A 19,582-nucleotide genomic window follows, 5' to 3' on the forward strand; every position below is an offset into this window, starting at 1 on the left:
AGTTTGGATAACATGGCAGAAATACGGCCGGACACAGAAGCCGGCGGGGTCGATCCTGACCCACGCAACAGCAGAGGGACAGTGTTGGCAAGCCACCGAGAGGGGCGCGTCGAAACTGAAGCAAAGTGTGAACGACAATCTGTTTCGCGTACGTTTCTGGGGCGTTCGGGGAAGCCTGCCGGTAGCGGGGGCCGAGTTCCAGCGCTATGGCGGCCGGACCGTATGCATCGAGATGCAATGCGGCAACGAACGCCTGATCTTCGATGCGGGCTCGGGCCTGATGCCGGCCGGCGTCGCGCTCAAGGCCGAAGGCGTCTCCGCGTTCAACCTGTTCTTCACCCACTGTCATTACGACCACATCATCGGCCTGCCGTTCTTCCCGCCGCTCTATGACCATTCCGCCGACGTCACGCTCTGGTCGGGGCATCTGGCCGGGCGCATGTCGACGCGCCAGATGATCGGCGAGTTCATGCGGCCGCCCTGGTTTCCCGTCGAGCCGGATATCTGCCGTGCGGCGCTGGACGCGCGCGATTTCCGCTCGGGCGATCTGCTCACCCCGGTCCGCGGCGTCGAGATCCGCACCGGCAGCCTCAACCATCCCGGCGGCGCCGTCGGCTATCGCGTCGAATGGGGCGGGCGCGCCTGCGCGCTCATCACCGACACGGAACATCACCCCGGAACGCTCGACCCGGCCGTGCTCGAACTGATCGAAGGCTGCGACCTCTTCATCTACGACGCCATGTATGACGATGCGGAGATGGAACGGCACGTCGGCTACGGCCATTCCTCTTGGGAACAGGGCATCCGTCTGGCGAAAGCCGCCGGCGCCAAGCGCGTCGCCTTCATGCATCACGCCCCTTTCCGCACCGACGACGCGCTCGACGCCGTCGAGAAACAGGCCAAGATCCTCTTCCCCGGTGCGTTTTCCGCCTTCGACGGCCAGATCGTCGATCTCTGATCGATCGGATGTAGACCTCCGATCGACCGGGCAAGGCAGGGCCATCCCGGATCAGCCGGCGGCGTCTGCCGTCGCATCCTGCGTCGCCGACCCGACGCAGACCCGGTTGCGTCCCGTGCGCTTGGCCCGGTAGAGCGCGGCATCGGCCATATGGATCGCCTGTTCCAGCAGCGGCTCCTCGTGCCCGAAGGCCGCGACGCCGATGCTCGTGGTGACGGTGACCTTGTTGCCGCCGACCTCGAACGGCCTTTCCTCGATGCTCCGACACAGCATTTCGGCAAGATGCGTGGCGTCTTCCAGCGAGGCGCCGTGAAGGATCGCCACGAACTCCTCCCCGCCCCAGCGGGCAAGCACGTCCTGCTGGCGCTTGACGACGACGGGCAGCCGCTCGGCGAACTGTTTCAGCACGTGATCGCCATCGGCGTGGCCGTAGCGGTCGTTGATCGATTTGAAGTGGTCGATATCCGCGATCAGCACTGCCATCGGCCGCTTCAGCCGCTGCCCGGCGCCGATGATCGCCAGCGCCCGCTCCTCCAGCCCCCGGCGGTTGGCCAGGCCCGTCAGCGGGTCCGTGGTCGCCGCGATCTGCATCTGGCGCTGCGCTTCCTCCAGCGACATCGCCACCAGCCCGACATAGATGAGGACGCTGATGGTCTGGTCGATGAAGACGGAGAGATAGACGTTCTTACCGCTCGGACCGAGGCCTTCATAGCCGAAGAGATCGCCGATGATCAGCGAGACGATCGTTGCCACGAGAGCCATGGCATAGAAGGCGAGTGACGAGCTGATGAGGATCTGCGACGGCAGGCGCTTCTGCCAGCGCCCCTTGAGGAAGCTCGAGGATGCGGTGATCAGGATGTAGACCAGCGTGACCATGGTCAGCACCAGCACGTAGGTCTCGGGAAGACGGAGGCTCGCGGCGCTCCAGTAGGTCAGCGCCGGCACGATGCAGGCGGCGACGAATTTGACGCGATCGAGCGGCAGGCCGAAGAAGGACTTCGCCCCCGCCTCCACCGAGACGATGCTCAGACCGAGGATGAAATAGATCAGGGCGCCCTTGTCCGCACTGAAATTGGGATAGTGCGGGTCATGATAGTTCAGCCAGAGGCCGAGCGCCGAACAGAGGATGCTGAGAGTCCAGAAGCGGTAGGCATTCGTTGCACCCGGCCGGAAACTGTAGAGCAGGAAAACCAGAAGAAAACCCGCACGTGCCGTAACGCTCGAGACCAGCAGCGTTTGCACGTCCACCATAACCACCCCCTCATTTCGGGGGAAAGCCCCCAAAATCCATACATGAAAACACGCCCTGTCATGTATGCTCGATACAGCTTAAATATAATAATAGATATTAGATCAATGTGCGATTTGGAGCTTTATGACAATGACGGGCAGGGTTTGCGGGTACAACCGGCGTCTCGGACAACAGCCGCAAGGCGGTAGGCCCGTGACGCGTCACGCCCCGCGCATCGCCATCGCTTTCTGGGGCATGCTGTGCCTCGTATCCCCGGGACAATCGGCCTCGGCGCAGGATGCCGCACCCGACACGCCCGCACTCCAGAACGCCGGCGCGGCGCCCGTGTCCGGCCTCGGCGCAGGCGACCTTCTGATCCGCGCCCGCATCTCCGGTGTGCTGCCATACGACCTGCACTCGCACATCGACGTTATGGGCGGCACGGTCGAGGTTCCCACCATGGTGCTGCCGGATATGGATATCAGCTATTTCCTCACCGATCACATCGCCATTACGGGCCAGGCCGGTGCGCTGAAGGCGCGGTTCAAGATTCGCGACAGCCTCTATGGCGATATCGACGTCGGCTCCATCTGGACGCTGCCGGTGGCCCTGTCGTTCGACTATCGCCTTTTGCCCGATGCCCGCTTCAACCCCTATGCCGGCCTCGGTGCCGTCGCCACGTGGTACAAGGGCGCAGAGCCGGCGAGCCCGCTTGTGAAGGACTTCAGCGTGGAACGACAGATCTCGCCGATGATCCGCCTGGGCATGGATGTACAGATGTCGGAGAAATGGTTTGCCAATGGCGAGATGCGGCTGGTCCTGCCCCCGACGCAGGTTCTCACCAATTCCGGCGTGACGGCGCGCACGGATGTGAAAAGCCTTTCGCTCGGCTTCGGCGTCAGCTACCGGTTCTGACCGGCGGCCGCCTCCCCGACCAGCTCCGCAAGCCCCACCCACCGGCAGGCGGGATGCCCGGTCGTCGCGTCGAACAGATCGCGAAGAAACACCCAGACCGCTGCGTCATGGACCAGATGATGCGTGAGCAGCCCGACGCTGCCGCCGCTCTCAAGACAGACGCTAAGGCGCGCCACGATCTCGCGCCGCAGCGCCTCCGGGTCTCGGCAGCCTCGCGTGCCATGCCAGTCCATGACGTCCACATGCGTATTGATCATCGGCAGCGCCGCCGGCTTTTCCGGCCCGTAGACCGACAGGGCTTGGAAGCCGAGACCGGGAAGGTCGCGCAGAAGGCCGGGCTCGATCCGGTTCCACGGCGGCACGAGCACCGGCTGGAACCTTTCTCCATGAAGGGCTGCGAGCTTGGCAAAGCCCGCCGAAAGCTCTCCGAGAACGACATCCGCGGGACGGTCGGCGCCCAGCTCCTGCTTCTTCGACGTCTCCGCCGCATGATTGGCATGCCGCCAGCCATGCACCGTCACGCCGACATGCGGGGCGCGTGCCAGTCGTTCGGCAAGCGCCTCGCCCGTCGGCTCCGGGATGACGGCAAGCGCCAGGGGAACGCCATGTGCCTCCGTCAGCGCCAGCAGGCGATCGAGCGCGGGCGTCGGCGCGATGGCGTCGTCGTCGCGCAGCCAGAAGCGGGCGACACGCCCGGCCTGCCGGAAGCGGTCGAGGACGGCCGAGATATCGGTGCCGGCGGTGTCGCTCATGATCGCGCCTCCCGCGTCGCCGTCACCGATCGGTCGAGAATGTCGCCGAGCCGGGAGGCGGCGGGCGCCAGTCCCCGCTCCGTGCCCGCGAACACGCGCGCCTCTGCGCCCATGGTCTGGCGCAGCGTTTCATTCTTGAGAAAACCGGCGATGGCATCGGCATAGGCCTCGACGTCACCCGGCGGCGTCAGCACGCCGGTGCGCCCATGCTCCACCACCTCGGGAACGCCGGCAATGGCCTGTGCCACCACGGGCAGGCCGGCCGCCTGCGCCTCGAGATAGGCCAGCCCATAGGCCTCGCCGCAGCCGGGCCAGACATAGAGCGCGGAGGTCTGCAGAAGGGCTGCAACCTCCTGCGCGCTCCGCTCGCCGCACCACACCACCCGCCCCGGCCCGAGCGGCGCGAACAGAGCCTCCACCTCGGCACGCGCCTTGCCGTCGCCCACGATCGACAGCGTGAAGGGAAGATGGAGCAGCCGCGACAGCGCGTCGGCCAGCATCCGGTAGCTGTCCATCTTGTCGCCTGGCCGCATCATCGCCACCGTGACGAGACGGCCGGGATGCGGCGCCGGTTCGCGGGCGAGGAACAGGGCGGGATCGATGAACGGCTTCAACCGCTCGACGCGCGCTTCCGGCGCCCCGTCGAGAATGCCGGCCTTGTCGCGCTCCGTCATGCAGATATTGACGGAGGCCGCCGTCAGCGTTTCCAGAAGTGCGGCCTGCGCCGCGGCCCATCCATCCCGGTCGCGCCGCGCGGAATAGGAGGCCTCGACGGTGACGTAACCGATGCCGTGCGCGCGCGAAAGCGACGGCCCGAGAAGGTCCGGCGCCTTGTAATAGGGGTGATAGCAGAACCAGCAATCGGGCGCGCCGTCCGCCCGCCAGTCCGCCGCGATGCGATCCCGCTCCGCCGCAGCCGCCGCACAGAGATCGCCAATCGCCTCCGGCGTGCGCGCGAAGCTGCGCAATTGCGAGACGAGAGCGACCTCATGTCCGGCAAGCGCCAGCGCCTGCATCATCAGGCGCGACATCAGCCGGTCGCCGGAGGGTACGGGATGATGGGGGGACTTGAGCGGAGCGTAGAAAGCGATCTTCATACGCCCCATCTACACCAATCCCGCCCCGGCCTCCAAACGCTTCTGCCCGACCATCGCTGCCAGCGTCCGCAGATCGCCGGCACCTGTCTGGCGTGGCGATAAAATATTCTTGAATGGCGCGCGATGAGCATTCCGTCACCCACGCGCTACATTCTCTGCCATCGTCAACGCGTCGCACGACGCCGTGATCCAGACAGGAACATCGATGAAAACGCGTGCTTGCCTCCTTGCCGGAACCGTCCTGACCGCCCTCCTGACCGCCGGCCCCTTGATGGCCCAGTCGACCGGCGACACCTCCCCCATCGACCATGTCGAAGGCCAGCCGCCCGCAACCGGCGCGGTGAAGGCCGCCGGCAAGCCCGTCGAGACGGAAGCGGCCAACGCACCCGACCAGAAACCCGCCTTCGAGAACCAGACCCGCGCCCCGCAGCCGGACACGATGCCGACCGTGACCCATCAGGCGGTCGCGGAGGGCCTGCCCCAGCTCTGGTCGATGGAATTCCTGCCGGACGGCCGCATGCTCGTCGCCGCCAAGATGGGCTCCATGCATATCGTCGGTGCGGACGGTAAGCCGAGCACGGCGCTGAAGGGCGTACCCGCCGTGATCTCGGACGGTCAGGCCGGCCTGCTTGACGTCGCCGTCGCGCCGGATTTCGCCACCTCCAACCGCATCTTCTTCTCCTTCTCCGAGCCGCGCGACGACGGCAACGGCACGTCGGTCGCCTCCGCCCGGCTGGTCGCGGACGATCAGGGCGGCGCAGCCCTGGAGGATGTCGACGTCATCTTCCGCCAGATGCCCGGCTACGACAACACCAAGCATTACGGCTCCCGCCTCGTCTTCGGCAAGGATGGCGAGCTCTACGTGACCGTCGGCGAGCGCTCCGACCGAGAAACCCGCGTCTTCGCGCAGGACCTGAAGAGCGGCTTCGGCAAGGTCTTCCGCATCGACGCCGCGGGCAAGGCGCTGAGCGACAATCCCTTTGCCGGCAAAAGCGACGCCCAGCCGGAAATCTGGAGCTACGGCCACCGAAACCTGCAATCGGCCGCACTGGACGCCAAGGGTCGGCTCTGGACCGTCGAGCACGGACCGAAGGGCGGCGACGAGCTGAACATGCCGCAGGCGGGCCTCAACTATGGCTGGCCGGTCATCACCTACGGCCTCGACTATAGCGGCGCGGCGATCGGCGACGGCATCACCGCCAAGGACGGCATGGAGCAGCCGGTCTATTACTGGGATCCGGTCATCGGCCCCTCCGGCATGGTCTTCTACAGCGGCACCGAGTTTCCGGAATGGGAGGGCGCCGCCCTCATCGGCGGCCTCGTCTCCACCGGTCTCGTCGTGCTGCACATGGAGGGCGACAAGGTGGCCCACGAGGAGCGCGTGCCGCTCGACGCCCGCATCCGCGACGTGAAGATCGGCCCCGACGGCGCGATCTACGCCGTGACCGAAAACCCGAAAGAGGGAACTTCCGCGATCCTGAAGCTGACGCGCCAGAGCTGACGGCGCGCCGCCGGCACGGCAACCTTTTGGGCGGTGGCGGGTTGATGATCCGCCACCGCGATCAAGGACATGACATGGCCCGCAACAGCTTCTGGAAAGGCTATCTCCGCCTCTCGCTCGTCACGGCATCCGTGTCGCTGACGCCGGCGACCACCGAGAGCGAGAAGGTGCGCTTCCATGTTCTCAACCGGGCAACGAAGAACCGGGTCGAGAGCCGCTATATCGACAGCGTGACGCACAAGAAGGTGGCCGACAGGGATCAGGTGAAGGGCTTCCCGAAAGGCGAGGACGACTATGTCCTGCTGGAGGATGACGAGATCGAGGGCGTAGGGCTGGAAAGCACGCGCACGATCGACATCTCCACCTTCGTGCCGCGCGATTCCATCGACTGGATCTGGTACGACAAGCCGCATTTCCTCGTGCCGGAGGACAAGGTTGGTGCGGAGGCGTTCTGCGTCATCCGCGAAGCCATGACGCGCAACGACGTCGTCGGCATCGCCCGCCTCGTGCTCTACCGCCGGGAGCGCGCCGTGCTGCTCGTGCCGAACGGCAAGGGCATCGTGCTGTGGACGCTGCATTACGGCGAGGACGTCCGCGAACCCGTCGCCGACCTCGACATGAAGGCCAAGGGCGGCAAGACGGAAATGGCGGCGCTCGCAAAGCTGATCGAGAAGGACAAGGGCGTATGGAGCCCGACGCTCGTCCAGGACCCGGTCCAGAAGAAGATCAAGGCCTTCATCAAGAGCCGCCAGAAGAAGGACGGCAAGCCGGCGACCAAATCGCGCGCGCCCGTCAGATCCTCCGGCAACGTCATCAACATCATGGATGCGCTGAAGAAGAGCCTGCAAGAGGAAAAGCGCGGCTAGCCCTCACCCCTTCGGAAGCACCTTGGCCGCTGCGAAGAACCCGTCCCATGGGTCTTTTTTCAACGACGCCAGCCGCACCGGCATGTTGTCCACAGTGAAATGATCCGGCCCGATCGCCTCCGACAGTTCCGACCATTCGAGCGGCGCGGACACGGCAGCGCCCGGCCGCGCGCGTGTGGAATACGGCGCAACGGCCGTCGCCCCGCGTCCGTTGCGCAGATAGTCGATGAAGATACGGCCGTGGCGCTTGGCTTTGGTCGCGACCGCGAGATACCGGTCCGGATCCTGCTTCGCGGCATCCGTCGCCAGCCCCTTGGCGAAGGCCTTGACCGCCGGCCACCCGGCCGAGGGCTTGAGCGGCACGACGACGTGCAGACCCTTGCCGCCGGAGGTCTTGACGAAGGCAGACAGCCCCCTTGCCTCGATCTGGCCCTTGAGCAGAAGAGCAGCCTCGATGATGTCGGCCCAGTGCACATCCTCGCCGGGGTCGAGGTCCATGGTGATCATATCGGGCTTTTCCCAGTTCCGCGTCGTCGTCCCCCAGGGGTGGATTTCGAGTGCGGCGGATTGGACGAGGGCGATCAGGCCATCGAAATCCGTGATGCGCAGTGATGGCTCGCCGGCCTTGTCCTTTGGATCCTTGATCTGATCGATCGCCTTGTTGATGCCGCGCCAGGCGTGTTTCTGGAAGAAGCGCTGCTTGCCGTCGATGCCATCCGGGCAGCGCAACAGCGAGAGCGGCCGATCGACCACATAGGGCGCCATGAACGGCCACACCTGCGCGTAATATTCGGCAAGCCCCTGTTTCGTCACGCCCTCCTTCGGCCAGTAGAGCCTGTCGGGATGCGTCAGCGTGATCGCGGCCTTGGGCACCGGTGGTGCCTTGCGTCCCTTTTCCGCGGCCGGGCTTTCCTGCCGCACCTCGCTTGCCGACTTGTCCTCCCGCAGGCCGCGGAACGAGGCGTGGCGCAGCTTGCCATCGGCCGACCAGGCACGAAATTCGACTTCCGCGACGAGCGTCGGCTCGACATAATGCAGGCCGCGCCGCGCGTCCGCCGTGAGCTTATCGCCGAACGGGCTGTCCCGGCGCTCGATGGCCGACAGCGCCTCGAACAGCATGTCCGCCGTCGCATGGCTGAACCCGGTGCCGACCCGCCCGACGTGGCGCAGCGCGCCCTCGTCATAAACCCCGAGCGCCAGCGCGCCGATCGCGTGATCCGAGGTGGAGGACGGCGCATAGCCGCCGATCACGAACTCCTGCCGCTCGGAGCACTTCGACTTGACCCAGCTGCCCTTGCGCCCCGAGACATAAGCACCGGATCGCTCTTTGGACACCACACCTTCCAGGCTCAGGCGGCAGGCATGCGTCAGCACGAGGTCGCCATTGTCCTCGAAATGCTCGCTGAAGCGCACGGTGGGGCTGTCGGTGAGAATGAGCTTCTGAAGCAGCGTCTTGCGGTCGATCAGCGTCGCCCGGGTGAGGTCGTGCCCGTCGAGATGCAGGATGTCGAAGGCGTAGTAGATGAACCGGTCGCTGCGCCCGAGGCTCAGATCCTCCTGCAGGGCGGAGAAGTCCGATGCGCCATTGTCCTTCTGCACGACGATCTCGCCATCGATCAGCGCCGTCTCCACCGGCAATCCGGCAAACGCCGCCGCGACCTGATCGCCGAAGCGCTCCGTCCAGTCGAGCCCGCTGCGGGTGAGCAGCCGCACCGTGCCCTTGTCGATGCGCGCCTGCAGGCGGTAACCGTCGAACTTGATCTCGTGAATCCAGCAATCGCCGGAGGGCGCCTTCGGCTTCAGCGTCGCCAGCGCCGGCTCCACGAAATCCGGCAAGCCGGCCGTCTTCGCACCCTTTGGCCACGCATGCGCCTGCCCCTCGGCCGCCGTCGTCACCTTGGCAGGCTTGCCGCGTTTCGGTTTGCTCGTCTTCGCGGTGCCTTTCGAATTCCAGGTATCGTCGGGAGACTTGGCAACGGCCTTCAGGTCGCGCCCGGACTTCACCGATTCGGGTCGCTCCTCGAGGATGTCGAAGCCGTCACCCCGCGCCGCCTCGTCGTCGCCCTTGATCAGCAACCAGTTCTCGCGCGTCTCGCCCGGCTTGCCGTGCATGCGCACCAGATGCCAGCGTCCCCGGAGCTTCTCGCCGTCCAGGGTGAATTCCAGATGGCCCTTCTTGTAAGCCTTGGCGAGATCGCCGATCGGCGTCCAGAGGCCGCGATCCCAGACGATGACGGTCCCGCCGCCATACTGACCCTTGGGGATCACACCCTCGAAATCGCCATAGGAGAGCGGATGGTCCTCCACATGGACCGCCAGCCGCTTGTCCTCCGGGTTGAGGCTCGGCCCCTTGGTCAGGGTCCAGCTCTTGAGAACGCCGTCCATTTCGAGCCGGAAATCGTAATGCAGCCGCGTCGCGTCATGCTTCTGGATGACGAAGCTGGCACTGCCCGCTGCCGTCTTCCGCTTTCCGGTCTTGCCAGCCTCGCCTTTCGGCTCCGGTGTCGCATCGAATCGCCGCTTGGCATTGTAGGTGTCGAGGCTCATCGTCAGCTCGCCTTCTTCTGTCGCGAACCCGTAGCCTTGGCCTTGCCGGCCGATTTACCCTTGGCACCCGCCCCGCCCAGGCTCTGTCGCAGGGCCTCCTTGAGATCGACGACGTTATCGTGCTTCGGCGGCGCCTTTTTCTCGATGGTGCGCCCCTCGATCTTGGCCTTCACCAGTTCGGCCAGCGCGTCATTGTAACGGTCGGTGTAACTTTCGGGGTCGAAGGTGCCGGATTTCGTGCCGATGATATGCCCGGCCAGCTCCAGCATTTCCTCGTCGAATTCGATCTCCGGGACGGATTTGAAAGCCGTCTTGGCCGAGCGGACCTCGTAGTCGAAATTCAGCGTCGTCGCGATCAGCGTGTCGTCCTGCGGACGGATGAGAACGGTGCGGTTGCGCCGGAAGAGGATGGCTTCCGCGATCGCCCCCACATTTTCGTCCCGCAGGGTGCGCGCGAGCAGCGCCAGCGTTTCCGCATCGTGCTCCTCGACAGGCGCCAGATGGTAGGGCTTGTCGAAATAGAGCGTGTCGACCGCATCGAGCGCGATGAAGCGGGTGACGTTCAACACCTTGTCGCTGTCGGGCATCAGCGCCGCCAGTTCGTCGCCCTCGATCGCGATATAGTCGCCATTGTCGAGCGGATAGCCCTTGATCTGGTCCTCGCGCTCGACGGGCTTGCCGGTCTCGCTGTCCATGAACTGACGCTCGACCCGATGCCCGGTCTTGCGGTTGATGATGTTGAACGAGATTTTTTCCGATTGGGAAATGGCGGTGTAGAGCCCGACCGCGCAGGTGAGATCCCGCAATTTCAACTGGCCCTTCCAGCTTGCCCGTCGTGCCATTCGTCGCGTCCTCGCTACCGTTCGCTATCCTGTGGCAACCAAACGGAGGGACGGGGCAGAGGTTCCGGTCGGAACATTCCGACCCCCATACAGTTGAGGAACGTCTCCAAATCTAGGGCGAGAAAGGGTTTGCTATGCTTCACGCCGATGCCGAACGAATGGCCATTCCGATCGTGATCACGCTGAACGGGAGGCAAGAGCGGCTGAGCGTTGCGCCCTGGGTCACCCTTCTCAACCTGTTGCGCGGCCCGATGGAGCTGCCGGGAACAAAGAAGGGTTGCGACCACGGCCAATGCGGCGCCTGCACCGTTCTCATCGACGGGCAGCGCGTCAATTCCTGCCTGAAGCTGGCCGTTACGCTCGATGGCGCCGAGATCACGACCATCGAAGGTCTCGGTCAGCCCGGCGCGCTCCATCCGTTGCAGCAGGCCTTCGTCGATCACGACGCCTATCAGTGCGGCTATTGCACGCCCGGACAGATCTGTTCCGCCGCCGGCCTCCTGACCGAAGGTCATGCGCACACCCGGGAGGAGATCCGGGAACTGATGAGCGGCAATCTCTGTCGATGCGGGGCCTACACCAACATCGCCGACGCGATCGAACAGGTGATCGGCCAGCAATCGGGCAAGAGCTACAAGGAGGCTGCGGAATGAAACAGTTCTCCTACATCCGCGCAGAAGACGTCGCGGGCGCCGTGGCGGCATTGTCGGCCGACCCGCAAGCCCGGCTTCTTGCCGGTGGCACCAATCTGGTCGATCTCATGAAATACGGCGTCATGAGCCCTGCCACCGTCATCGACATCAACCGCCTGCCGCTGAAGGACATCGAAACGCTCGAGGACGGCTCGTTGCGGATCGGTGCGCTGGTCAGCAATGCGGCGCTTGCCTATGATCCGACCGTCATCGAACGCTTTCCGCTGCTCGCCAACGCCGTGCTGGCCGGCGCCTCTCCGCAACTGCGCAACGCCGCGACCACGGGCGGCAATCTGCTCCAGCGGACCCGCTGCTACTATTTCTACGACCCGTCGAGCCCCTGCAACAAGCGCGAGCCCGGTTCCGGCTGCGGCGCGATCGGCGGCGTGAACCGCATCCATGCGATCCTCGGCACCAGCGCCTCCTGCATCGCCACGCATCCGTCCGACATGTGCGTCGCTCTTGCGGCACTCGATGCCGTGGTCGAGGTGGAGGGACCGAACGGCCGGCGCGATATCGCCTTCCTCGACTTTCACCGCCTTCCCGGCGACGAGCCGCACTATGACAACACCCTGGCGCCGGACGAGATGGTCGTCGCCATCCATCTTCGCCCGGATCACTTCGCCGCAAACCACAGCTATCTGAAGATCCGCGACCGCCTGTCCTACGCCTTCGCGCTCGTTTCGGTCGCCGCCGCGATCGACATCAGGGACGGCGCGGTCGTGGATCTCCGGGTGGCGCTCGGCGGTGTCGCTCACAAGCCGTGGCGGGACCCGCTGGCGGAGGCCGAATGTGCCGGCAAGCCGGCGGACGAGGCAACGTTCCGCGCACTGGCGCAGCGGCTTCTTGCCGGCGCGCAGGGACAAGGCGGCAACGATTTCAAGATCCCGATGGCCGAGCGGACGATCATCCGCGCCCTGACGCAGGCTGCCAGCGGCACGCCGCAGGTGCAGTCCGAAAAAGCCATCCGCTAGGAGAATTCCATGTTCAACCCGTCCAAAATCGTCGGCCTGCCGGTCTCGCGGATCGATGGCCCGCTGAAGGTCTCCGGCACGGCACCCTATGCGGCCGAGCACTACGAGCCCGGCATGCTGCACGGCGCCGTCGTGCTGTCCACCATCGCCACCGGCAAGATCCGCAACATCGACACGTCGAAGGCCGAGGCCATCCCCGGCGTGGTCAAGGTCTACACCCATGAGAACCGGCCGAGCGCTGCGTGGTGGGACAGCAAATGGCAGGACAGCGTGGCACCGCCCGGCAGCCCCTTCCGCCCGCTCGAGAAGCCGCACATCCAGTTCGATGGACAGCCTGTCGCGCTCGTTATCGCGGAGACCTTTGAAGCCGCGCGCGATGCCGCGTCCCTCGTGACGGTGGAGTACAAGGCCGAGGTGCCGGAGACCGACCTGCACAGCGTCTATCCGAAGGCCTATGAGCCGAAAAAGAAGCGCTCCGGCATCCAGCCGCCGCCCAAGCCCCGCGGCGAACCGGAAGAGGCCTTCGCCGGCGCCGCCCACAGGATCTCGGCGGAATACGTGATGGAGGGCGAGCACCACAATCCGATGGAGATGTTCGCCACCACGGTGCTCTGGGAGAACGACAAGCAGCTGACGGTGCACGACAAGACGCAAGGATCGCAGGCCTCGCGCGACTATATCTGCAACATCTTCGGGCTCGATCCGGACGATGTCATCGTGAAGAACGCCTATGTCGGCGGTGCCTTCGGACAGGGCCTGCGACCGAAGCACCAGCTCTTCCTCGCCGTCATGGCGAGCCTCGACCTGAAGCGTTCGGTGAAGGTGGAAATGTCGCGACAGGAAATGTTTGCGCTGACCTGGCGGCCCTCTTCCGTGCAGACGGTGTCGCTCGCAGCCGACGCGGACGGCCTGCTGCAGTCGGTCATGCACCATGCCGTGCAGGCAACGTCGCGCTACGAGGATTATCAGGAGGTCGTCGTCAACTGGTCGGGCCTTGCCTACAAGTGCGACAATGCCAAGCTGACCTACGAACTCGCCCAAGTCGATATGTCCACGCCCGGCGACATGCGCGCCCCGGGGGCGGCCACCGGCGTTCTGGCACTCGAATCCGCCATGGACGAGCTGGCGACCGAAATCGGCATGGATCCGCTGGACTTGCGGGTGAAGAACTTTATTCACTTCGACCAGAATGGCGACAAGCAGCTGACCTCCAAGGCACTGCATGCCTGCTACCGCGAAGGTGCGGAAGCCTTTGGCTGGAAGGAGCGCACGGCTGCGCCCCGCTCCATGCGCGACGGGCATGATCTCGTCGGCTGGGGCATGGCCACCGGCTTCTGGGAGGCGGGCATGGCGCCGGCCGAAGCGAAGGTCCGCTATGCGATCGACGGCAAGGTTACCGTCTCCGCCGCCGCCACCGATATCGGCACCGGCACCTATACGATCCTCGCCCAGCTCGGCGCCGAAGCGTTCGACGTGCCGATCGACGCCGTTCACGTCGCGATCGCGGATTCGACGCTCCCGACGACCGGCGTCGAGGGCGGCTCCTGGACCGCGGCCTCGACCGGTTCCGCCGTGCAGATCGCTGCGGAGGCCGTGAAGGCCACACTGCTCGACATGGCGCAGGACATGGAGAACTCCCCGCTCGAAGACGCAAAGCCCGAGGAGGTGGTGATCCGCGACGGCCGTCTGGTGCTGGACGTCAACAGTCAGGTGGGCATCGCCCTGTCGGACATTCTCGCCTCCAAACAGCTGTCATCCGTCGAGGAACCGGGCAAGGCCGGGCCGGACATGCTGCAGATGCGCACGTTCGTCAGCTATACACACTCCGCCGTCTTCGTGGAGGTGAAGATCGACGAGCAGCTGGGCGTCATCCGGATCACGCGTGTCGTCAGCGCCATCGGCGCCGGCCGCATCCTCAACCCCAAAACGGCCCGCAGCCAAATCCTGGGCGGCATCGTCATGGGCATCGGCATGGCGCTCCACGAGGAGAGCATGATCGACCATCGCACCGGCCGGATCATGAACCACAATTTCGCCGAGTATCACGTGCCGGCCCATGCCGATATCGCCGACCTCGAGGTCATCTTCGTCGAGGAACACGACGACAAGGCAAGCCCGATCGGCGTGAAGGGCCTCGGCGAAATCGGCATCGTCGGCGTCGCTGCCGCTGTCGCCAACGCGATCTACCACGCGACAGGCACGCGGTTCCGCCATTTCCCGATCACCATCGACAAGATCCTCGAAAGCGAGTTGAAGCGCGCATGACCCAGCTTCCCACGACCCTCGAACGCTACCGCCCCGATGTCGAGACCATCGAGAAGGACGAACCGGAAACCGCGCGCGCGCTGTCAGAGACGCTGCTCTCCATCGCCCATACCACCTGGCGCAATGGCGGCCATGCCGTGCGCAGCGTGCACGCGAAGAGCCACGGCCTGCTCGATGGCGAGCTGGACATTCTGCCCGACCTGCCGGGGCCGCTGGCGCAGGGCATCTTCGCCAAGCCCGGCCGGCACAAGGCGGTCATCCGCCTCTCCACCTCGCCGGGCGATATCCTGCACGACAGCGTCTCCACGCCGCGCGGCTTCTCGTTGAAAATCCTCGACGTCGAGGGCGAGCGCCTGCCGGGCGGGCTCGAGGGCTCGACCAGCCAGGATTTCCTGCTGGTCAACGGCAAGCTCTTCAACTCCCCGAGCGCCAAGGCCTTCCTGACGAACCTCAAGGGCCTCGCGCTGACCACCGACCGCATGGAGCGGACCAAGGAGGTGGCGTCGAAGGTCTTCCGCGTCGTGGAAAGTGCGCTGGAAAAATTTGGCGCCGAAAGCGCCACGCTGAAGAGCCTTGGCGGCCACCCCGAGACGCATATTCTCGGCGAAAGCTTCTTCACGCAGCTGCCGCACCGCTATGGCGACTATATCGCGAAATTCTCCCTGGTGCCGGTGACGGAGAACCTGAAAGCCCTGAAGGATCAGCCGGTCGATGCCGACAAGGACGAGAACGCGCTCAGAAACGCGGTCCGCAGCTTCTTCGGCGGCGAGACGGCGACATGGGAACTTCAGGTGCAGCTCTGCACGGATCTGGACTCCATGCCGGTCGAGGACGCGTCCACGCTCTGGGACGAGGAGAAAAGCCCGTTCATTCCGGTGGCGCGCCTGACCGTGCCGCCGCAGGACAGCTGGACGGAGGAGAAGCAGAAGCGCATCGATGACGGCCTGTCCTTCCGACCCTGGAACGGCATCGTCGAACACCAGCCGCTCGGCTCCATCATGCGCATGCGCCGTCAGGCCTACGACTCATCGGCGGCCTTCCGCTCGGAGCGCAATGCCGTGCCCGTGCGCGAGCCCGGTGCCCGCTGTCCCGTCGCTGCCGGGTAAGGCGGCGACCGCGACGAATGACGTGCCGCAGCGTCTCCCCGCTGCGGCAGAGACGGACATGAAGGAACATTGCATGAATCGCTTCGAAGACAAGGTCGTTATCGTTACCGGTGCGGCCTCCGGCATCGGCGCGGCGACCGCCCGCCGCTTTTCCGACGAAGGCGCCCGCGTCGTCATGGTCGACAAGGACGGGGAGACGCTGACCACCACCGCGCAGGCCTTCCCCAAGGACCGCACGCTGGTGCAGGTCGCAGACGTCTCACATTCCACCTCCGTGGACGCTCTGGTGGAAACCGCCGTCCATCGCTTCGGGCAGATCGATGTGCTCGTCAACAATGCCGGAACGGCCGAGAACGGCAGGCCGGAGGACATCACCGACGATGCCTGGCGCAAGGTCATGGCAACGGATGCGGACGGCGTCTTCTATGGCTGCCGCGCCGCCATCCCGCATCTCGAGAAGACCGGCGGCGTTATCGTCAATACGGCTTCCGTCTCCGGCATGGGCGGAGACTGGGGCATGAGCCCCTACAATGCCGCCAAGGGCGCCGTCGTCAACTTCACCCGCGCGCTTGCCATGGATCTCGGAAAGCGCGGTATTCGCGTCAATGCGGTGTGCCCGAGCCTGACCCGCACCGGCATGACCGAGGATATGATGGACGACGAGCCGCTGCTCCAGACCTTCTACGAGCGCATCCCGCTCGGGCGCGTCTGCGAGCCGCAGGAAGTCGCCGCCGTCATCGCCTTCCTCGCCAGCTCCGACGCCAGCTTCATCACCGGCGCCAATATCGCCGTCGATGGCGGCCTCTCCGCCTCCAACGGGCAGCCACCGCAATGAAGAGCCGCGAGATCTCCAGCGGCACGACCGACCGCATGTTCGTGCTGATCCTCGAAAAGGACGAGGAAGCCTTTACCGCCATCACGCGGTTTGCCGCCGAAAACGCGATCACCGGTGCGTCGATCACCGCCATCGGCGCGTTCTCCGCGGCGACGATCGCGTGGTTCGACATGGCGGAAAAAGCCTATGTGAACACCGTGCTCGCGGAGCAGAGCGAGGTGTTGAGCCTCCTCGGGGACGTGGCGGAGGGCGACGACGGGAAGCCGAGCCTGCATCTTCACGCGGTCCTCGGCCTTAAGGACTGCACCACGCGCGGCGGACATTTCATCTCGGGCACCGTCAATCCGACGCTCGAAGTCATCCTGACGGAAACGCCGGCCGTGCTGCGCCGCCGCAAGCAACCGGGCATGGGCTTCGCCCTTATCGATCCCGGTGCCGCCTGATCGAAAACACATCGGTCTGCGAAAGCCCGCCTGCCGTTCCCTCCGGCAAGCGGGCTTTTCTGTTTCAAGCTATCGCACGATCCGCACCGGCACCGATTTCGCGGCGGGCACCTTGCTCCGCTCCGCATGCTGCCAGAGCGGGATCAGCACGTTGCATTCGGGATAATAGGCGCCGCAGCACCCGTCCGGAATGTCGTAGGGCACGATCTGCAGCCCGTCGATGCGGCGCACGACATCATCGCCGGCAACCGTTTCCAGCGCGATCATCTCCCCGGCCCGCGCACCGATCCGCGCCATCTCCTTTTTGTTCAGGAACAGGACCATGCGGGTGCCGTCCACGCCGCGAAAGCGGTCGTCATAGCCGTAGACGGTCGTGTTGAACTGATCGTTCGAACGCAACGTCATCAGCCGCAGCACATCAGGCCCATCGCCGGCAAAGCTGGCCGAAAGGGATTTCGGCAGCTTGAACTCGGCCTTGCCGCTCTCCGTCTTCCAGATCAGATCGCGCACCGGCAGCGGCTTCTCCATGCCGCCCGGCGTGTGCATCCGTTTGTTGAAATCTTTGAAGAGTTCCGGATAGGTGGCCTCGATCGCATCGCGCACCGTGGCATAGTCGTCCACCCAGCGATCCCAGGGAACGCGGGGGTTGGGCGCCAGCGATGCCTTCGCCAGCTCGGCGACGATGCGGACTTCCGACTGCAGCGTCTCGGCGGCGGGCGCGTGGAACCCCTTCGATCCGTGGAAGCAGGACGTGCTGTCCTCCATCGTCACGGTCTGCGGTCCGCTCGCCTGCTGGTCGACTTCCGTGCGCCCGAGGCAGGGCAGGAGATAGGCGACGCGACCGTTGAACAGGTGACCGCGGTTGAGCTTGGTCGCGATCTGCACCGTCAGCCGCATCCGCGGCCAGGCCTCCTCCATCATGCCCTGTTCCGGCACGGCCCGCAGAAAGTTGCCGCCGAGACCGATAAAGGCATCCACCGTCCCCTCGATGATGCCCTTGCAGGCATCCACGGTCGCCAGCCCCTCCTCGCGCGGTGGCTCGAAACCATAGAGCGCCTTGAGTTTGTCGAGCGGCACCAGCTCGGGTTTCTCCGAAATGCCGACAGTGCGCTGGCCCTGCACGTTGGAATGGCCGCGCACGGGACAGATGCCCGCACCCGGACGGCCGAAATTGCCGCGCAGGAGAAGCAGGTTGACGAGCACCTGCACCGTCTGCACGCCGAGCTTGTGCTGGGTCAGGCCCATGCCGTAGATGCCCATGACGCTCTTCGCGCTCATATAGACACCCCCGGCTTCCGTGATCGCAGTGCGGCTGAGACCGGATTCGCGCTCCAGCGCCAGCCAGTCCTGCGTTTGGACGTAGGCGATGAAATCTTCGGCACCGGTGGTGTGCTCGGCGAGAAACGCGCGGTCGAGCACGCCCTTGCCGCCGCGCTTCAGGTCGGCATCGTCGGCCTCCAGCAGCGCCTTCGCCATACCGACAATGACGGCGATGTCGCCGCCGGCCTTGACCTGATGATACTGGCAGGAGATCTGGGTCGCATTCTGCGTCAGCATCTGCACCGGATCCTGCGGATTGACGAACCGCTCGAGGCCCCGCTCCTTCAGCGGGTTGAACGTCACGATCCGCGCACCGCGCTGTACGGCCTCCTGCAACTGGTGCAGCATGCGTGGGCTGTTCGATCCGGGGTTTTGCCCAAAAAAGAACATCGCGTCCGCCGCCTCGAAATCGTCGAGCCGCACCGTGCCGACCGGCTGGCCGATGCTTTCCAGCAGCCCGACGGAGGTCGATTCGTGACACATGTTGGAACTGTCCGGCAGGTTGTTGTTGCCGTAGAGCCGGGCGAGCAGCGCATACATATAGCTTGTTTCGAGCGAGGCGCGGCCGGATGCGTAGAACACGGTGCGCTTCGGATCGTCTGCCTGGATCGCCTTCATCTCGGCGCCGATCGCCGCATAGGCCGCCTCCCACGTGGTCTCCACGTAACGATCGGTCGCCGCGTCGTAGCGCATCGGATGGGTCAGCCGGCCGGTCGATTCGAGCTTAAAGTCGTCCCAGCCCCGCATTTCCGTCAGCGTGTGCCGCGCAAACAGCGCTGGCGTCGCACGGTCGGCCGTCAGCTCCCAGAAGGTCGCCTTGGCGCCGTTCTCGCAGAACTCGGCCGGGTGAGGTTTCGCGGGCTTGGCCCAGGCGCAGCTGACGCAGGCAAATCCATCCGGCTTGTTGATCTTGGCAAGACCCGGAAGGATCGAGATCGGTTGCTTGCTTTGCCGCGCCTGGCGCATCAGCGATTTGACCGACCCCCATCCGCCGGCAGGCGCGGTGTAGGTCGTGATCTTGGGCACGTTGGACATGATGGAAGCTCCAGAGGCGGGAAGAACAGGAACGACCTCGTGACATGCCGGTTCCCCCGCCGCCTCAACTTCCCGTGTTCCGTGACACAGTGCTCTCATCGCAGGAACATATCCGGCGGCCGGCGGTTGTCCGATACGGGCAACACCGTCGCGAGACGTGGTGGGAAAGCCATTCGTCCCGGAGACGGATGCTTACCGATGCC

16 protein-coding genes are annotated in these 19,582 nt (G+C 65.2%); 10 read left to right on the top strand and 6 right to left on the bottom strand.

What is annotated here, in order from left to right; translation table 11 throughout:
* The first annotated feature begins 127 nt into the window (after positions 1-127).
* Entirely contained in the window at positions 128-958 is an 831-nt protein-coding gene (locus LRX75_RS09300; RefSeq protein WP_231813691.1) for an MBL fold metallo-hydrolase, read from the top strand.
* Between the two features lie 51 nt (positions 959-1,009).
* Here LRX75_RS09300 and LRX75_RS09305 read toward each other — a convergent pair whose 3' ends face one another.
* Positions 1,010-2,209: a GGDEF domain-containing protein gene (locus tag LRX75_RS09305; protein ID WP_231813693.1), complete on the bottom strand. Its 1,200-nt coding sequence runs from the start codon at positions 2,207-2,209 to the stop codon at positions 1,010-1,012.
* Between the two features lie 193 nt (positions 2,210-2,402).
* Here LRX75_RS09305 and LRX75_RS09310 point away from each other — a divergent pair, with 193 nt between their 5' ends.
* The gene (locus tag LRX75_RS09310; protein WP_231813695.1) at positions 2,403-3,104 is read left to right on the top strand and encodes an OmpW/AlkL family protein; all 702 of its coding nucleotides are present in this window, start codon (positions 2,403-2,405) and stop codon (positions 3,102-3,104) included.
* Here LRX75_RS09310 and LRX75_RS09315 read toward each other — a convergent pair.
* Together LRX75_RS09315 and LRX75_RS09320 are read right to left on the bottom strand one after the other, a co-directional pair.
* A complete protein-coding gene (locus tag LRX75_RS09315; RefSeq protein ID WP_231813697.1) occupies positions 3,092-3,856 on the bottom strand; it encodes a polysaccharide deacetylase family protein in 765 nt (254 codons plus the stop codon). The two genes, LRX75_RS09310 and LRX75_RS09315, sit on opposite strands and share 13 nt — an antisense overlap.
* Positions 3,853-4,953, bottom strand: coding sequence for a glycosyltransferase family 4 protein (locus tag LRX75_RS09320; RefSeq protein ID WP_231813977.1), 1,101 nt, complete (start codon positions 4,951-4,953; stop codon positions 3,853-3,855). The genes LRX75_RS09315 and LRX75_RS09320 overlap by 4 nt, the downstream gene beginning before the upstream one ends.
* Positions 4,954-5,224: 271 nt before the next feature.
* Here LRX75_RS09320 and LRX75_RS09325 point away from each other — a divergent pair, with 271 nt between their 5' ends.
* Both LRX75_RS09325 and ku (LRX75_RS09330) read left to right on the top strand, forming a co-directional pair.
* Positions 5,225-6,454, top strand: a complete 1,230-nt coding sequence (locus LRX75_RS09325; protein ID WP_420851181.1) for a PQQ-dependent sugar dehydrogenase — start codon at positions 5,225-5,227, stop codon at positions 6,452-6,454.
* 74 nt (positions 6,455-6,528) lie between these two features.
* Positions 6,529-7,320 (top strand): non-homologous end joining protein Ku, encoded by a 792-nt coding sequence (ku, locus tag LRX75_RS09330; protein WP_231813701.1) that lies wholly within the window; start codon positions 6,529-6,531, stop codon positions 7,318-7,320.
* Positions 7,321-7,323: 3 nt separating this feature from the next.
* Here the strand turns inward: ku (LRX75_RS09330) and ligD are convergent, their stop codons facing one another.
* Together ligD and ku (LRX75_RS09340) are read right to left on the bottom strand one after the other, a co-directional pair.
* On the bottom strand, positions 7,324-9,867 hold the full coding sequence (gene ligD, locus LRX75_RS09335; protein ID WP_231813703.1) for a DNA ligase D: 2,544 nt from the start codon (positions 9,865-9,867) through the stop codon (positions 7,324-7,326).
* 2 nt (positions 9,868-9,869) lie between these two features.
* Positions 9,870-10,709: a non-homologous end joining protein Ku gene (ku, locus tag LRX75_RS09340; protein ID WP_231813705.1), complete on the bottom strand. Its 840-nt coding sequence runs from the start codon at positions 10,707-10,709 to the stop codon at positions 9,870-9,872.
* Positions 10,710-10,867: 158 nt separating this feature from the next.
* Here ku (LRX75_RS09340) and LRX75_RS09345 point away from each other — a divergent pair, with 158 nt between their 5' ends.
* The 6 genes from LRX75_RS09345 to LRX75_RS09370 all read left to right on the top strand — a co-directional run bounded on the left by LRX75_RS09345 (position 10,868) and on the right by LRX75_RS09370 (position 17,024).
* Complete coding sequence (locus tag LRX75_RS09345; RefSeq protein ID WP_231813707.1) at positions 10,868-11,362, top strand: (2Fe-2S)-binding protein; 495 nt, start codon at positions 10,868-10,870, stop codon at positions 11,360-11,362.
* Positions 11,359-12,375, top strand: coding sequence for an FAD binding domain-containing protein (locus tag LRX75_RS09350; RefSeq protein ID WP_231813709.1), 1,017 nt, complete (start codon positions 11,359-11,361; stop codon positions 12,373-12,375). The genes LRX75_RS09345 and LRX75_RS09350 overlap by 4 nt, the downstream gene beginning before the upstream one ends.
* Before the next feature lie 9 nt (positions 12,376-12,384).
* Complete coding sequence (locus LRX75_RS09355) at positions 12,385-14,640, top strand: xanthine dehydrogenase family protein molybdopterin-binding subunit (protein ID WP_231813711.1); 2,256 nt, start codon at positions 12,385-12,387, stop codon at positions 14,638-14,640.
* Positions 14,637-15,746, top strand: a complete 1,110-nt coding sequence (locus tag LRX75_RS09360) for a catalase family protein (protein WP_231813713.1) — start codon at positions 14,637-14,639, stop codon at positions 15,744-15,746. Before LRX75_RS09355 ends, LRX75_RS09360 begins: the two co-directional genes overlap by 4 nt.
* Positions 15,747-15,819: 73 nt before the next feature.
* On the top strand, positions 15,820-16,581 hold the full coding sequence (gene budC, locus LRX75_RS09365; protein ID WP_231813715.1) for a meso-2,3-butanediol dehydrogenase: 762 nt from the start codon (positions 15,820-15,822) through the stop codon (positions 16,579-16,581).
* The gene (locus tag LRX75_RS09370) at positions 16,578-17,024 is read left to right on the top strand and encodes a PPC domain-containing DNA-binding protein (RefSeq protein WP_231813717.1); all 447 of its coding nucleotides are present in this window, start codon (positions 16,578-16,580) and stop codon (positions 17,022-17,024) included. The genes budC and LRX75_RS09370 overlap by 4 nt, the downstream gene beginning before the upstream one ends.
* A gap of 69 nt (positions 17,025-17,093) precedes the next feature.
* Here the strand turns inward: LRX75_RS09370 and LRX75_RS09375 are convergent, their stop codons facing one another.
* Positions 17,094-19,379 carry an FdhF/YdeP family oxidoreductase gene (locus LRX75_RS09375; protein WP_231813719.1) on the bottom strand — a complete coding sequence of 762 codons (2,286 nt, stop codon included), beginning with the start codon at positions 19,377-19,379 and terminating at the stop codon, positions 17,094-17,096.
* Positions 19,380-19,582 lie beyond the last annotated feature (203 nt).

This window comes from Rhizobium quercicola (assembly GCF_021168455.1).
GTDB classification, from domain to species: Bacteria; Pseudomonadota; Alphaproteobacteria; order Rhizobiales; family Rhizobiaceae; genus Ferranicluibacter; species Ferranicluibacter quercicola.

Bases quoted from the DNA above. Each gene is read 5' to 3' on its own strand.
- LRX75_RS09305 (WP_231813693.1), bottom strand. From the start codon at position 2,209: ATGGTGGACGTGCAAACGCTGCTGGTCTCGAGCGTTACGGCACGTGCG.
- LRX75_RS09315 (WP_231813697.1), bottom strand. From the start codon at position 3,856: ATGAGCGACACCGCCGGCACCGATATCTCGGCCGTCCTCGACCGCTTC.
- LRX75_RS09320 (WP_231813977.1), bottom strand. From the start codon at position 4,953: ATGAAGATCGCTTTCTACGCTCCGCTCAAGTCCCCCCATCATCCCGTA.
- LRX75_RS09325 (WP_420851181.1), top strand. From the start codon at position 5,225: ATGGCCCAGTCGACCGGCGACACCTCCCCCATCGACCATGTCGAAGGC.
- ku (WP_231813701.1), top strand. From the start codon at position 6,529: ATGGCCCGCAACAGCTTCTGGAAAGGCTATCTCCGCCTCTCGCTCGTC.
- ligD (WP_231813703.1), bottom strand. From the start codon at position 9,867: ATGAGCCTCGACACCTACAATGCCAAGCGGCGATTCGATGCGACACCG.
- ku (WP_231813705.1), bottom strand. From the start codon at position 10,709: ATGGCACGACGGGCAAGCTGGAAGGGCCAGTTGAAATTGCGGGATCTC.
- LRX75_RS09345 (WP_231813707.1), top strand. From the start codon at position 10,868: ATGGCCATTCCGATCGTGATCACGCTGAACGGGAGGCAAGAGCGGCTG.
- LRX75_RS09350 (WP_231813709.1), top strand. From the start codon at position 11,359: ATGAAACAGTTCTCCTACATCCGCGCAGAAGACGTCGCGGGCGCCGTG.
- LRX75_RS09355 (WP_231813711.1), top strand. From the start codon at position 12,385: ATGTTCAACCCGTCCAAAATCGTCGGCCTGCCGGTCTCGCGGATCGAT.
- LRX75_RS09360 (WP_231813713.1), top strand. From the start codon at position 14,637: ATGACCCAGCTTCCCACGACCCTCGAACGCTACCGCCCCGATGTCGAG.
- budC (WP_231813715.1), top strand. From the start codon at position 15,820: ATGAATCGCTTCGAAGACAAGGTCGTTATCGTTACCGGTGCGGCCTCC.
- LRX75_RS09370 (WP_231813717.1), top strand. From the start codon at position 16,578: ATGAAGAGCCGCGAGATCTCCAGCGGCACGACCGACCGCATGTTCGTG.
- LRX75_RS09375 (WP_231813719.1), bottom strand. From the start codon at position 19,379: ATGTCCAACGTGCCCAAGATCACGACCTACACCGCGCCTGCCGGCGGA.